Consider the following 13,804-nt stretch of genomic DNA (forward strand, 5'->3'; position numbering starts at 1 on the left):
GGCGCCCATCATAAGGCAAGCGCGGGTTCGGATTCCTGTGCCGCGGCGCTCAGGGATTGAGCGGCGGCAGCGCGTGGGCCGCGAGGCGCTGCGGATGTGGCGCGGCCGTGGTGGCATGGCGGCGCACGGCTTCGGCCAGCGCCGAGCCGTCCCAGCGCCGCGAGGCGGCGTCCGCAGGGCCGTACAGGCGACGCTCCAGCCCGGCCACGGCGCCGGCCAGTGCCGCATCCCCGCAGGCTTCGGCCCATGCCGCCGGCGCCGTGCCATGTGTGGTCCGTACCCACGCTCCCAGCGCCCGGTAAGCCTCGACCGGGTCGCCGGCCTGGCAGGCCCCCAGCAACGCCTCCAGACGCGCACGGGCGCCTTCGGCGCGTGCCTGCCGGAGCGCGGCCAGCCGCTGCCGCCAGCGGTCCATGACGGGCCGCAGCCGGCGCCATGACACCGCCGCGGCCAGCATCCCGAGCAGCACTACCCCGGCCCACCCCAGCATGCGCCACGGCATGCCGCCCTCGCCCGGCAGCGCGCCGGCGGAAGGACCACCCGGCGCGAGTGCGCCGCCGCCGCGCGCTGCGGCGACCACCACCCTGATCGCCGGCACCTCGGAATGCGCAGGCTGCCGCGTGGCTGCATCGAACCAGTCCACCGTCACCGGCGGCAGCGTGTAGGTGCCGCTGCGCTCAAACACATAGGTGAAGGTATCCACCCGCGTGCCGCCCGGCCCGGTGGCATCGCTGGCACCGCCGGCGTGGTCGGACAGCCGCGGATCGGCGCTGAACAGGCGCACCCCACGCAACGCCGGCACATGCGGCGGGCGGATCATCATGGCCTGCGTCTGCGGCGCGAAAGTGGTTACGGTGCGCACCAGCGCGTCGCCCGCATGCAGGTACACGGCGCCATCCCTGGTGGCATGGTCGAGCGCCTGCGTCACCGTCAGCCGGGCCACGGGCAGCAGCGGCCGGGCAGCCCCGGCGCCCTGCCCCGCAGTGCCAATCGCCCCACCGGCACCGGCGCGGATCCGCGTGGCGGGGAAGGTCACGCTGCCCTGGCGCGGCGCGCCATCTTCGCCTGCATAGGTCAAACGCACGGTAGCCGCCGGCAGCTCGAAATCGCCGTCCTGCTCGGCCGTGAACGCATAGCGCTTGCGGATGCCGGCATAGGTGATGCCGTCGATGGTCTCGGTCGAGTTCTGCGCGCGCTCATCGGGCATGGTGATCACCGCGCCCGGCACCTGCAGCACCGGGAACGCCGGTGCCGACATGAAGAAATTCGGCGCCAGGATCGTCACGTCGATGGCGACCTGCTGGCCCACCAGCACCGGCTGCCTGGCGCCGACTTCAACCCGCACGCGCGGCTCCGCCGCGGCGTGCGCCAACCACGGCAGCAGCAGAGCGCAAAGCAGCAGCCACCTCGCCAGCCGGGCCGTCATGGCTGCCCCTTCGATGCCGGCTGTGCCGGCGGTGCGTGCTGCAGCGCGAACTTGCGTTGCAGCAGGTCGGTCGGCGAGGTCCGGATCGCGCGCATCCACATCTCGGCGTCCTGCGTGCGGCCGACCTGCATGGTCTGTCCGCCCTGCTGGGGCGGCCTGCCGGCGTCGTACTTGATCTCGTCCGGGGGCACGTCCGGCGGCTCCTCCTGATCGTCCGGATCCTTCTCCTTCGCCGGCTTTTGCCGGGCCAGCAGCTTCTCCATCAGCGCCAGGTTGGCGGCCGCCGCCGGCCATTGCGGCTGCCGCTTCAGCGCCTGCCGGTAGCGCGCCGCGGCCTGCGTGTACTGGCCCTGCCGCGCCAGCGCATTGCCCTGGTTGTAGTCCGACTGCGGCGAATCGACCAGCGCGAAGCTCTGCACCGCCTGTGCATACTGGCTGGCGCGGTATTGCGCGATACCGCGCCACATCGGATCGTCGAACAGCACGGCGGCCCGGGCAAAGTCGCCTTGCCCGAAGGCACGCCGGCCTTGCTGGTCATGGGTCAGCCACAGGTCGGCAAAACGCCACGGCCGCGTGCTGTCCGATGGCTGCGCTGGCTGCGCCTGCACGCCTGGCGGCGCCGCCAGCGCCACTGCCACCAGCAGGCTGGCGATCCAGCGCACCGTCCAGCCCTTGCGGAACCACAACGCGGCCAGCACGGCTATCGGCAGCGTCAGCCACCAGCCCTCGTCCTGCCAGCGGGTGCGGTCGGTGGCCTGCATCCGCTCCAGGTGGGCCTGCACATGGCGCTGCACCCAGGCAACGTCGTCGTCGCTGCCCGGCGTGAAGGTGGCGACCGGCACGCCGCTGTCGTCGCCGAAGCGCCTGAGTGCCGCCACATCCAGGCGGGCGAACATGCGTGCGCCGTCCTGCTCGACGAAACCGCCTTCGGCGTTGCGCAGCGGCCCGCCCTGCTCCGTGCCGATGGCAAGCACTACTGGCTGGCTGCGGCCGCTGGCGGCCTGCGCGCGGAAGGCGGCGGAGGCGGCAGGCTCGACCGCATCGGTGATGAACAGGATGGTGCCGGGCACCGGTTCGCGGGCCAGGTCTTTGTCGATGGTGCGCAGCGCCAGCGCCATGTCGCGGCCCGGCACCGGCATGATGCGGGTCTGCAGCGCGTCGACAAAGGTCTGCAGCAGTTCGTTGTCGTCGGTCAGGGGCAGCACCAGGTGCGTCGACCCGGCGTACGCATAGATCGCGGTACGCCCGCCGTCGCGGCGCGCCAGCAGCGCCTTGACCTTGAGCTTCGCGCGCTCCAGCCGCGTCGGCGTGACATCGACCGCATCCATGCTGCGCGACAGGTCGATCGCGATGGCCAGCGGCGCCTTGTCGTCCAGGAACGGCGGCCGTTCCTGGCGCCAGGCCGGGCCCGCCAGCGCGATCGCGCCCAGCGCCAGCAGCAGCGCGGTCAGGTGCACGGGCCGCAGCGCCAGGTGGCGGCGCTCGCCCAGCATCAGCGCATCAAGCAGGTGCGGCGCGATGGCCTGGCGCCAGCGCCGGCGCACGTCGCCGCGGCGGCGCACCAGCCACACCAGCAGCACGGCGGGCAGCAGCACCAGCAGCCAGGCCGGCCGCAGGAAATGAAAATGGACGAGGCTGTCGGCCAGCGGCTGCATCAGCTGGCCTCCCCGGCATTGCCAGTCGGCCCGGCGGCGGCGGCATGGCGCGCGCGCGACAGCCACGCCACGTACGCCAGCATCAGCAGCTGATACCCCAGCACGATCGCCACGGCAGCGCCCAGCGGCCACATGAACAGCTCGCGCCGGGGTCGCCACGACAAGGTCTTGTGCTGGTGCGGGGTGATCCGGTCCAGCGTCGCGTAGATGCCTTCCAGCCCCGCCTGGTCGGCGCCGAAGAAATAGCGCCCGCCGGTCTGCGCGGCAATGCGCTGCAGCACGCCCAGGTCTACCTTCTCCTCGCCGGCGGCATTGGGGTCGCCAATGCCAATGGTATGCACCTTGACACCCCGTTCCCGGGCGATGCCCGCGGCGCGCTCGGGCGGCATGCGGCTGGCGGTGTCGTTGCCATCGGTCAGCACGATCAGCACCTTGTCGGCCGCTTCGCTGTGGTCGAACAGCTTGATGCCGAGGCCAATGGCATCACCCAGCGCGGTGCTCGGCCCGGCCTCGCCCGGCAGCATCCCATCGATCAGCGTCTGCACCAGCCGATGGTCGAGCGTGAACGGCGCCAGCGGATACGGCGCGTCACCGAACACGATCAGGCCGATGCGGTCGCCCGGTCGCTTCGCGACGAAACCGCTGACCACCTGCCGCACCGCCTGCACGCGCGGGATCAGCGTGCCGGACGGATCGCGGAAGTCGCGCGTGTCCATCGACTGCGACAGGTCCAGCGCGATCAGCAGGTCGCGCACCGGCTGCACCTTCTGCAACGGCGCTTCCAGGAACTGCGGCCTGGCCATGGCCGTCACCACCAGCGCCCAGGCCAGCGGCGCCAGCACGCGCTGCAGCCGGTTGCGGCGCGGCACCACGGCGCCCGGGGCAGGCGTCAGCCCGGCCGCGCTGGCGACCTCGCCAAAAAAGGGCAGGCGCACCGAGGCGCTTTCCTCGCGGTACGGCGGCAGCCACCACCACAGCAGCAGCGGCAATGGCAGCAGCACGAAAAGCCAGGGATATTCAAACTGGTACATGATGCCCGGCGATCCAGCGCCGGCACGCGCCGGCAACGGCCTCGACCTGCGTGTCGGGCCACTGCGCCAGCGCCGCATCGCCGCGGTACTCGGCGTCCTGCACCAGCGCGGCCAGCAGTGGCGCTGTGTCCTGCGCACGGCCCGCGTGCGCCTGCAGGAAGGCGGCCCACTCGGCACCGGCGAGGCTGGCCACCTGCGTTCGCGGCCACGCGGCCAGCGCGGTGCGCTTGAGCAGCGCCGCCATCGCCTGCAGTGCCGCGGCACGGCTCACCACGTCTTTGCCGGCGTCGGCGCGCAGGCGAGCCAGCTCGGCCAGCGCCTCGCGCCGGTAGCGGTTGGCCCGATGGCGCCGCCATGCGCGCCATCCGGCCCACGCGAGCGCCGCCAGCAGCACCGCGCCGAGGATCGGCCAACCAATCGTCTGTGGTGCCCATGACGGCGGCGGCGGCATGGCCAGGTCGGCCAACTGGTGCAAGGTGGCAGCGCTGCCGGTATCACCCGGCGCAGTGCTGTGGGTCAGGCTCATGGCGCAGCCCCCGCGCGCTGGCGCACCGGCGCCTGCTGCAACGGCCGGCCCAGCAGCCGGCGCAGCTGCAGCGCCGTGTCCTCGGCCGCCGACAGCGGCAGCAGGGGCACGCCAATCGCATGGTGCCAGTCCAGCAGCTCACGGCCATGGGTATCGGCAAATTCGGCGATGCTGCGCCGCACCGCCGCCTGCCCGAACCCCAGTTCGACCTGTAGTTCGCCATCGCTGACCACCAGCTGCCCGGATGCCGGCAGCTCGCTCAGGAAGGGGTCGTGGACCAGCATGGTCAGCACGTCATTGCGCGCGGCCAGCGACAGCATCAGGTCGCGGGTGCGTGCATCGTGACCGTCGAAGTCGCTGATGACGATGACCAGGCAGTCATGGCTCCCCAGCCGCACGGCGCGGTCCAGCGCCGCGTTGAGCTGGCCGGCGGCGCGCCGCGCGGGTGCGTCGGGGCGCAACGCCTGGTTCAGGGTCGCGATGCCGCCCAGCAGCTGCTGCACCGCCTGGCGGCTGCGGCGCGGCCGGAATTCAGCGATCTGCGTGTCGCCAAACACCACGCCGCCGACGCGGTCGCCCTCGGCCAGCACGCGCCACGCCGCCAGCGCTGCGGCCTCGGCAGCACTGACGGACTTCATCGCGCGCCGGCTGCCAAAGAACATATTGATGCGCTGGTCCACCACCAGCAGCACCGGACGGTCTTTCTCCTCGCTATAGACGCGCACATGCGGCTTGCCGGTGCGCGCGGTCACGCGCCAGTCCATGCTGCGGATATCGTCGCCCGGCAGGTACAGGCGCAGCTCTTCGAAACTTAGCCCGCGCCCGCGCACGCGCGAGGCATGGCGACCGGCCAGAACGCTGTGCACCGGCTGGCGCGGCAGGAAATGGAAGTCGCGCGCGGCCACTTCCAGCGCGGCCAGCGCTGCCGCATCGACGCTGACGCCGGGCGTAGCTTGTGACGACGGCGCCTGTACTTCAGCCGGCGCGGCACGGGCCAGGGCTCGGAATGGCAGTCGCATCGCTGGGATCCTCGCGGCGCTCAGGCCACCGCGACCTGCTGCACAAGGCGGTCGATCGCTGCGTCAGCGCCGATTCCGGCCGCATGCGCCTCATACGACAGGATCAGGCGATGGCGGAAGACATCATGCACCACCGCCTGCACGTCTTCCGGCGTGACAAAGTCACGGCCGTGCAGCCACGCGTGCGCGCGCGCCACCTTGTCCAGCCCGATCGAGCCGCGCGGGCTGACGCCGATCTGGATCCACTCCGCCAGGTCATCGTCCACCGCCTTGGGTGCGCGCGTGGCCTGCACCAGCGCCACCACGTAGCGTGCCACCGCATCGCTGACATGGATGCCGTGGATTTCGGCGCGGGCGTTGAAGATCGACGCCGGTGCAAGCCGGATGGCATGGGCGGCGGCTGAGGCACCCGCGGCACCGCCCTCTTCCTCGCGCGCCAGCCGCACGATGTCGGCCTCGGCATCCGCCTCGGGGTAGCCCACGCTGACATGCATCAGGAAACGGTCCATCTGCGCCTCGGGCAGCGGATAGGTGCCCTCCTGCTCGATCGGGTTCTGCGTGGCCATCACCAGGAACAGCGGCTCAAGCTTGTGCGTGGTGCCGCCGACGGTGACCTGGCGTTCTTCCATGGCCTCAAGCAAGGCCGCCTGCACCTTGGCGGGCGAACGGTTGACCTCGTCGGCCAGCACCAGGTTGGCGAAAACCGGGCCTGGCTGGAAGCGGAACTCACCCTTGCCGCCCTCGGTGAAATACAGCTCCGAACCCGTGATATCCGCGGGCAGCAGGTCCGGCGTGAACTGGATGCGCGACAGCCGCGCGTCGAGGTTGCGCGCCAGCATCTTGATGGCGCGGGTCTTGGCCAGCCCCGGCAGCCCTTCCACCAGCAGGTGGCCATCGGCGAGCAGGCCCAGCAGCAGGCGTTCGATCATGCGCTGCTGCCCGACAATGGATTCGCCCATGCGCTGCTGCAGGGCCAGTACGTCGTCGCGGGCGCTCATGGCACGGTCCTCGGCGCTGCCGGCGCGCCGCGAGTGGCGCCGCCACCGACGAACCAGGCGTAGTAGGGGTTGTCCGGGTCGGCGCGCATCACCTGCGCGATATGGCTGGCCCAGCCTTCGCGGTCGCCGCGGTAGGCGTCGAGCCCGGCGCGGTAGAAGGTATGCAGGATCCGGCGCTCGCGTTGCACGTCTTGCCACAGCGCCTCGTCGGCGCCGGTCAGCGGTGGTTCGCTCTGCAGCGAAAGCAGCTTCGCCAGCGTTTCCGGGAAGGCCTCGCGCCGCACCCAGCCGGCGTATTCGATGCGGGGCCGGTCGTCGGTCACGGCCGGCGCATCGGCGGCGTACCAGTCCAGTCCGGTGCGGTCTGTGACCCAGGTCGCCAGCAGCGCCGCCGGCGAGCGCACGCCCACGGCCTGCAGCGCGGCGGCCACCTCGGGCTGGGCAAAGCCGGCGCGGATGCGGGCCGCGTCCAGCGTCAGCGGCGACAGCGACCCGACCAGCATCATCTCGTGCAGCTCGGTGGTCCACAGCATCGCGTGCGGGAACACGTCGAGGAAGCTGCGCACCAGCATGCGTGTGTCCTCGTCGTTCTGCGTCGGCAGCGGCAGCCATTGCGCGACCAGCCCGCCGGGCTGCAGGCGCGCGGCCGCGAGCCGGTAGAAGTCGGTCGAGTACAGGCTGGCTACGCCCGCGGCGGACGGCGGCGGCGGCTCCAGCGTGATCAGGTCGTAGCGCTGCGGGCTCTGCAGCAGCTCGCGCCTGCCGTCGCGCAGGCGGACCTCCACGCGCCGGTCAGTCGCAACGCCGAAGTTGCCGGTGAACTTCGGCACTGCACGCGCCACCGGCGGCAGCAGCTCCGCCACCACGCGCCGCTCCAGCCCCGGCCAGGCCAGCGTCGCGCCTGCGGTGATGCCCGTGCCCAGCCCGATCACCAGCGTGGCCCTGGGCGTGCCGCCATGCACGATCAGCGGCAGCAGCGCCTGCAGCCGCATATAGCGCAGCGAAGTCATGGTATCGCCCGAATTGGAAACGCCCTGGATGTAGAGGCGCCGGAAGCGGTGGTGGGGCGAACTCTGCTCCACCACCGCCACAGTCGCGCCGCGCCCTTCCTCGTAGAACACCAGTTCGCCACCGCGCGCCCGTGCCAGCAGCGTGGCGAGCCGGTCCGCCGGCGCCAGCGCGGCGGCGATCACCGCCAGCACGCCGAGCATCGGCACGGCCCAGCGCGCCGCCGGCCGGACCCCGCTGCCAAGCGCCACGGCGATCACGCCGACCACGCCGGCGGCCACCGCCAGCATCGCCAGCGTATGCACCAGCCCGATAAAGGGGACCAGCACAAACCCGGCCAGCGCCGAGCCGGCAATGCCGCCCAGCGTATTTAGCGCCACCACGCTGCCCACGCCAGCGCCGACATGGCGGCTGTCGACGCCCACGCGCAACACGAACGGGAAGGCGGCGCCGAGCAGCAGCGTCGGCAAGAACACCACGCATAGCGAAGCCAGCGCAAAGGTGGCGCAGGCGGCGGCGAGCGGACTGGCGGTCTGCGCCTGCACCCATGCCGACAGCACGCCCTGCGCGCGCAGCAGCCATTCGCCCAGCAGCACCACTTCCAGCAGCGCCACCAGCCCGGCACCGGCCACCAGCAACCCGAATGCACCCCAGGGATCGCGAACCCGGTCGGCATACCGCGCGGCGAGCGCACTGCCAATGGCCAGCCCCGCCAGGTAAGTCGCAAGCACGACCGTGAAGGCGAAGCTGCGCGTGCTGATGAACTGCACGATCGCCTGCGACCACACCACTTCATAGCCGAGCGCGATGCCGCCGGCGGCTGCGTACAGCACCAGCGCCAGCCTGCCGTTGACAACGTCTCCCGCGACAGCGACGTCCCTCGGCCTGGCGGCTTGATCCGCTAGTGCAGCCGGCGTGCGCGAGGCCAGCCACCATGCCACCAGCGCAGCGGCACCGTTGAGCGCGCCCGCCACCATCGCGCTGCCCAGCATGCCAAGCAACGGGCCCAGCACGAAGCCCGCCAGCAACGTGCCGACGATGGCGCCCGCGGTATTGGCCGCATACAGGCGCCCGCCCTGCACCCCAACACGCCCCATCACCGGCGCCAGCGCGCGCATCAGCACCGGCAGTGTCCCGCCCATGGCGGCGGCCGGCAGCATCACCAGCACTAGCGGCAGCGCCCAAGCCAGCAAGCCAGCGCGCTGCTCCAGCCACGCGAACGGCGCCGCCGCATGGGCCAGCGCCACCGTCGCGCCGATGCCAAGCACCAGCACCGCCAGCTCCAGCCAGGCATACAAGCGCAGCGCATTGCCGTGGCGGTCCGCGATGCGGCCGAACAGCCAGCCGCCCAGCGCCAGCCCGGCAAAGAAAGCACTGACCGCAGTGGTGACCGCGTGTACGTCCACGCCCACCACCAGCGACAGCTGCCGGATCCAGACGATCTGGTAGATCAGCCCCGCGATGCCAGAGGCAAACAGCAAAACGGCCGCCCAGAGCCAGGTCTGTTCGGCCGCGCCGGATTGCCGCGGCATCGATGCGGCAGGCGTTCCGGTACCGGCGGCATTGTTGCCATGTCGCCGGTTGCCGCCCTGTGCGGCGTGTAGTCTGTCCATGCATTGCACCGGTGGAGCCAGCGCCACGTGGCAAGGGGCGCCGGCTTATCCCAATCCCGGGCGCAAGGCGCCCGGCGCCTACTTCTTCTGTTCGCGCTGCCGGAAGGACTCGTCGATCTTCTTGTCGACCCGCTCGCGCACCTGGTCAATGCTGAAGCTGGCAGGCCGCTGGCTGGGCGGATAGTTGACGAAGGTCTCCAGAAACACCGATGCCTTCATCGTACCGATCTCGGTCAGGTACGCGTTCTTGGTCAGCCAGTCGTTGTACTGGTCAGAGACTATGTCGGCGCGCTCGTACGGATCCATGCGCAGGTTGAAGACCTTCGGCACGCGCAGGCATTTGAACGGATCCTGCCAGACCTGAAAGCCTCCCGGCGACGTCTGCTCGCAGAAGACGATCTTCCAGTCGCCATAGCGCATGGCAACCAGCGCACCGTCATCGTTGAAGTAATAGAACTCGTTGCGCGCGCTCTTGTTGGTCTGCCCGGTCAGCAACGGCAATTGGTTGAAGCCGTCCAGGTGCACCTTGAAGTTCTTGCCGCCGAGCGATGCACCCTTGAGCAGCCGGTCCTTGACGTCGCCGTCACCGGCGGCCGCCATCAGCGTCGGGAACCAGTCCATCCCGGAGAACATCTCGTTGGTCACCGTGCCCGGCCTGACCTTGCCCGGCCACCGGATCATCGCCGGCACGCGGAACGCGCCTTCCCAGTTGGTGTCCTTCTCGCTGCGGAACGGCGTGGTTGCCGCGTCCGGCCAGGACCACTGGTTGGGGCCGTTGTCGGTCGTGTAGATCACGATGGTGTTGTCGGCCACCTTCAGGTCATCGAGCGTCTTGAGCAGCTTGCCGACGTCGCCGTCGTGCTCGATCATGCCGTCGGCATATTCGTTGCCGGGCATGCCGCTCTGCCCTTGCATGGAAGGCCGCACGTGCGTATAGGCGTGCATGCGCGTGGTGTTCATCCACACGAAAAAAGGCTTGCCCGCCTCGACCTGCTTGGTGATGAACTTCTGCGCGGCATCGGTGGTTTCGTCGTCGATGGTCTCCATGCGCTTGGTCGTAAGCGGACCGGTGTCCTCGATCTTGCCGTCGGCGGTGCTGTGCAACACCCCGCGCGGCGAGAAGTTCTTCACGAACGGGTCGTTCTTGTCCTTGGGCCAGTACGGGCGCTGCGGTTCCTCCTCGGCATTCAGGTGGTACAGGTTGCCGTAGAACTCGTCGAAGCCGTGCTTGGTCGGCAGGTATTCGTCGCGGTCGCCAAGGTGGTTCTTGCCGAACTGGCCGGTGGCGTAGCCCAGCGGCTTGAGCGCCTCGGCCAGCGTCACGTCGCGTGCCTGCAGGCCCACGGTTGCGCCCGGCGCGCCTACCTTGGACAAGCCAGTGCGCAAGGGCGTCTGTCCCGTGATAAATGACGAGCGCCCCGCCGTGCAGCTGTTCTCCGCGTAGTAGTCGGTGAACATCATCCCTTCACGCGCGATGCGGTCGATGTTGGGCGTGCGGTAGCCCAACACGCCCATGCTGTAGGCGCTGATATTGGTCTGCCCGACATCGTCGCCGAAGATGACCAGGATATTGGGCTTCTTGTCTGAAGTGCCACCAGTCGCGGCCACCGGTGCCGAGGCGGTGCCGACGGGTGCCGACGCATCCGCAGGGGCCGGCAGGTGCGATTCGGCGGTCGGCTGTGCCGGCGTGGCGGGCGGTGCAGTTGCCGTGGCTGGCGCCTGCGGCGCTGGCTGCTGCGTGGCCGGCGCCTGCTGCGTGGGCTCGTCCGCCTTCTTGCACCCGGCGATGGCGGCGATTGCCACCGCCACCGCCGCCATGGCAAAGCGCGCGCCGCGCCTTGCCGGTGCTGAGTCTCTCATTCGCTGCATTGAAGCCTCCGATCGTCAAAACCAGTGGATTGCCGCCTTACTTCCCGGCGCCCGCCGCCGGATAGATCTGCTGCCAGTCCTGCTTCATGCTGACCACCGTCCAGCCCCTCGCCTGCGCCGCGTCGAGCGCCTTGTCCAGCTTGCCGACCTTGGACTGGCGGTCGTAGGCGAACTCGCGCTCGGCGTCGTCATGGCGCACCAGCACCGCCATGCGCGGGCCGTCGCCGCCGGTGGTGTACTCGAGCATCTGCAGGTCGCCGTCGGAATTGCCGACAGCGAGGATTGGCCGGCGGCCGATATGGCGGTAGATGCCGACCGGCTTGCCGGGGCCGTCATCGATAAAGTCGAGTTTGGGATCGCGCATCAGCATGGGCTTGCCGTCGCGCACCATGTAGCGCACCGCCTGGGACGACCCGATTACCTGCTCGGGCGGGATGCCGTAGATCTGCTGGCTCCACGGCCGCATGAAATCGATGGTGCCGCCGGACACGATGTAGGTCTTGAAGCCGTTTGCGCGCAGGTAGGACAGCAGTTCGAGCTGCGGCTGGTAGACCAGCTCGGTATAGGGCCGGTTGAACTTGGGATGGCGCGCCTTGGACAACCAGTCGCGGATGGTGCGGTCGTACTCGTCCACGCTCATGCCGCTGTTGGCCGTGGCAATCAGCCCGAGCAGCTGCTTCTGGTTTGCCATCAGCGCGTCCATGTCGTTGGCCATCAGCGCCTTGAACGCGGCATTGCTGCGCCATTCCGGATGCTGAGGCGCGGCGGCCCGGACCTGGTCGAGCAGGAAGTAGAACTGGAAGTACAGCGGCTGCTCGCTCCACAGCGTGCCGTCGTTGTCGAACACGGCCACGCGCGCCTCGGGCGGCACGAAGCTGGGCGAGCCCGGGCTTGTCACGTCGGCCACGAACTTGAGCAGCGCCTGACGCGCAGCGCCATCGCGCCACGATGGCAAGGCCTGTTCGGCGGGCCGCGCCGCCTGAGTGGCAGTGGCCTGCGCCGTGGGTGCGGCCGGCGTGGCGGGCGTGGCGGGCGTGGTACACCCGGTAAGCTGCAGGCTGCCGAACGCCAGCGCGGCGCACAGTACGGCAATCGCCTTGCGCGAAGCGCCGGCGCCCGGCGCGGTATTAGCGGGCATGCTCATGATGCTTGCTCCTGTCTCGTGTCGCACCGGCCCGGCATCAGCGTGCCGCCGTCTGCGGCTGTCCGCCCATCGCCACCGGCGTCTCGCGGCGCATCTCGGCCCAGCGGCTGTCGTCCATCACCAGCCGGAAGCCAAGGTGCGACATGCTGTTGAAGGGATCCGTCCCGCGCCGGGCGCTGGGGCGGTAGCTCAAACAGAAGTCTTCGTTGCAGAGAAACGATCCCCCGCGCGTCACGCGCTTGGGGGCGTTGACAGGTACGCCGGGCTCGCTGGGATCCCACGAGGCCAGGGGGCCGACCGGGTTCTCGATCGGCTGCGCCTTGCCGGCTTCGCGCCGGAACTGGTCGGCGCGGTACCAGTCCGCGACCCATTGCCAGGCATTGCCGGTCATGTCGGACAGCCCGTAGCCGTTGGGTGGGAACGTGCCGACCGGGCTGGTGCCCAGCGCGCCGCCAGCCTTCGGGCTGACCACCTGGCTTACTACAGGGAACGGCTGGTTCTGCTGGCCCTGCCAGACGTTGGCCATCTGCTTGCCGGCGGGCGCGAACTGGTCGCCCCATGCGTAGGTGGCCTGCTCCAGCCCGCCACGCGCGGCAAATTCCCATTCCGCCTCGGTGGGCAGGCGCTTGCCCACCCATTTGGCGTAGGCCTGAGCGTCTTCGTACGACACCTGTACCACCGGATGATTGTCCTTGCCTTCGATCGAAGTACCGGGACCGGCCGGATGACGCCAGTCGGCGCCAGGCACGTAGCGCCACCAGCGCGAATAGTCCTGCAGCGGCACCGGACGCGGCGTGCCGACAAAGACCATGCCGCCGGCCACCATCGCGCTGTCGGGCGGACGCGGCGTACCGGGAGGCAGCTGTACCTTCAGGGTTTCCCAGTCCGGCACCCGCTCCGCCGTGGTGACGTAGCCCGTGGTCTCGATGAATCTGCGGAACTCGGCATTGGTGACGTGGTGCTTGTCCATCCAGAAGGCATGCACGCGCACCTTGTGCGCCGGCTTCTCGTTGGCCTGCGCCATCTTGCTGTCGCTGCCCATCAGGAATTCGCCGCCGGGTACATGGACCATGCCAGGCGGGCCGCTCTTGCCGTCGCCTTCCACCACCCCGGGTGCCTTGCCGGAGCGCGACTGCGCGTACCACCAGCTGCCGCCCGCACCCGCCGCGATACCGGCACAGGCGAGCACGGCAACCAGGAATCTGCGGCGTCGCTGCGGCGCCGCAGCAGGCGCAGGCAGCGCTTGCGCCGCGCCGTGCGCCGGGGCCTGAGAGTGCAGCCCGTTGCGCTTGCCGGTTGCCATAGGACGTCCTCCGCCAAAGACAAAAAGGTGCAATCGTGCACCTGCGGGTATCGTCACAGAATGGGTATTGAAAAGGAATTTAGATTTCTCGCCGCGCGAGTTGAAAGATTTCACTGCGGCGATGTCATCAGTGTTTGCTCCTCGGGGTAAATACCGTCCCACTGTCTCGTCCATAGCGCCGATGTGCCGCGCCGGCAGCGGCCCGTACGCTG

At 69.9% G+C, this 13,804-nt stretch carries 10 protein-coding genes; all 10 read right to left on the reverse strand.

Annotated features, from left to right (window positions below; translation table 11 throughout):
• Positions 1 to 49: 49 nt before the first annotated feature.
• The 10 genes from CTP10_RS14230 to CTP10_RS14275 all read right to left on the reverse strand — a co-directional run bounded on the left by CTP10_RS14230 (position 50) and on the right by CTP10_RS14275 (position 13,592).
• Positions 50 to 1,426, reverse strand: coding sequence for a BatD family protein (locus tag CTP10_RS14230; protein WP_116318164.1), 1,377 nt, complete (start codon positions 1,424 to 1,426; stop codon positions 50 to 52).
• On the reverse strand, positions 1,423 to 3,081 hold the full coding sequence (locus CTP10_RS14235) for a VWA domain-containing protein (protein WP_116318165.1): 1,659 nt from the start codon (positions 3,079 to 3,081) through the stop codon (positions 1,423 to 1,425). The genes CTP10_RS14230 and CTP10_RS14235 overlap by 4 nt, the downstream gene beginning before the upstream one ends.
• Positions 3,081 to 4,112: a vWA domain-containing protein gene (locus CTP10_RS14240; protein WP_116318166.1), complete on the reverse strand. Its 1,032-nt coding sequence runs from the start codon at positions 4,110 to 4,112 to the stop codon at positions 3,081 to 3,083. The genes CTP10_RS14235 and CTP10_RS14240 overlap by 1 nt, the downstream gene beginning before the upstream one ends.
• Positions 4,099 to 4,638 (reverse strand): DUF4381 domain-containing protein, encoded by a 540-nt coding sequence (locus tag CTP10_RS14245; RefSeq protein ID WP_116318167.1) that lies wholly within the window; start codon positions 4,636 to 4,638, stop codon positions 4,099 to 4,101. Before CTP10_RS14245 ends, CTP10_RS14240 begins: the two co-directional genes overlap by 14 nt.
• Positions 4,635 to 5,657 (reverse strand): DUF58 domain-containing protein, encoded by a 1,023-nt coding sequence (locus tag CTP10_RS14250; protein WP_116318168.1) that lies wholly within the window; start codon positions 5,655 to 5,657, stop codon positions 4,635 to 4,637. Before CTP10_RS14250 ends, CTP10_RS14245 begins: the two co-directional genes overlap by 4 nt.
• A gap of 20 nt (positions 5,658 to 5,677) precedes the next feature.
• Positions 5,678 to 6,655: an AAA family ATPase gene (locus CTP10_RS14255; protein WP_116318169.1), complete on the reverse strand. Its 978-nt coding sequence runs from the start codon at positions 6,653 to 6,655 to the stop codon at positions 5,678 to 5,680.
• Entirely contained in the window at positions 6,652 to 9,276 is a 2,625-nt protein-coding gene (locus tag CTP10_RS14260) for a fused MFS/spermidine synthase (protein ID WP_116318170.1), read from the reverse strand. The genes CTP10_RS14255 and CTP10_RS14260 overlap by 4 nt, the downstream gene beginning before the upstream one ends.
• Before the next feature lie 78 nt (positions 9,277 to 9,354).
• The gene (locus CTP10_RS14265) at positions 9,355 to 11,145 is read right to left on the reverse strand and encodes an arylsulfatase (protein ID WP_199414526.1); all 1,791 of its coding nucleotides are present in this window, start codon (positions 11,143 to 11,145) and stop codon (positions 9,355 to 9,357) included.
• A 37-nt stretch (positions 11,146 to 11,182) separates the two neighbouring features.
• Entirely contained in the window at positions 11,183 to 12,289 is a 1,107-nt protein-coding gene (locus tag CTP10_RS14270) for an HAD family hydrolase (RefSeq protein ID WP_116318171.1), read from the reverse strand.
• Positions 12,290 to 12,326: 37 nt separating this feature from the next.
• Positions 12,327 to 13,592 carry a formylglycine-generating enzyme family protein gene (locus CTP10_RS14275; protein WP_116318172.1) on the reverse strand — a complete coding sequence of 422 codons (1,266 nt, stop codon included), beginning with the start codon at positions 13,590 to 13,592 and terminating at the stop codon, positions 12,327 to 12,329.
• Positions 13,593 to 13,804: the final 212 nt, after the last annotated feature.

This window comes from Cupriavidus sp. P-10 (assembly GCF_003402535.2).
Lineage (GTDB): Bacteria > Pseudomonadota > Gammaproteobacteria > Burkholderiales > Burkholderiaceae > Cupriavidus.